The sequence below is a fragment of the Thiolapillus sp. genome (assembly GCF_048562965.1).
Classification (GTDB): domain Bacteria; phylum Pseudomonadota; class Gammaproteobacteria; order Chromatiales; family Chromatiaceae; genus Thiolapillus; species Thiolapillus brandeum_A.
Map to the genome: position 1 here is coordinate 1 of NZ_JBHNMF010001649.1, position 523 is coordinate 523.

Annotated in this window: 1 protein-coding gene; it reads left to right on the plus strand. The window is 62.0% G+C overall.

Translation table 11 applies throughout. The features are described from left to right. Nucleotides 1–139: 139 nt before the first annotated feature. Nucleotides 140–523, plus strand: a 384-nt coding sequence (locus ACOCD2_RS26015) for a hypothetical protein (RefSeq protein WP_419613462.1), incomplete at its 3' end; no start/stop codon positions are given.

The window sequence follows — 523 nt, forward strand, 5'->3', positions numbered from 1 at the left end:
TTCCCAAGGACCGCGCCCGCTTCCTGCAGGGTTTGCTGGAAGGCATCACCCGGATAGAAAAATCCGCCTACCAGCGCCTCCAGGAACTCGGTGCCGGTTATCCGAAACGGGTATTCAGCACAAGCGTGTCTTCGGCCTCGTGATAGATTTTGGGACATCCCAGTCCCCAAAATCGACTCGGCCTTTGACAACCTATTTGTGCCCCAGCCGTCCTGGTCACCCAGCACTACGCAACAACTTCGCAAGCTCGTTGCTGCTCCGTACTTGGCTCCCAATGACTGGACGCCGCGTTCGGAGGCCTACTTTGTTTTCCCTCTGGCGCAAGGCACGCCGGGAAAACAGTGCGGCCTCGCGGCTACTGGGGTCTACCAGCCTTCGCTTCGCTCTCCATGGCTGGCAGCGGTGGCGGCGGCGCCCGCAATGCCACCTGGATGGCCATGCGGCAGCGCCTGCTACATTGCCCCGTACTGCCCGCCAGGCACCTGCAAGCAGCTTACGGCGCTGCTCTGATTGCGCGTCGGGG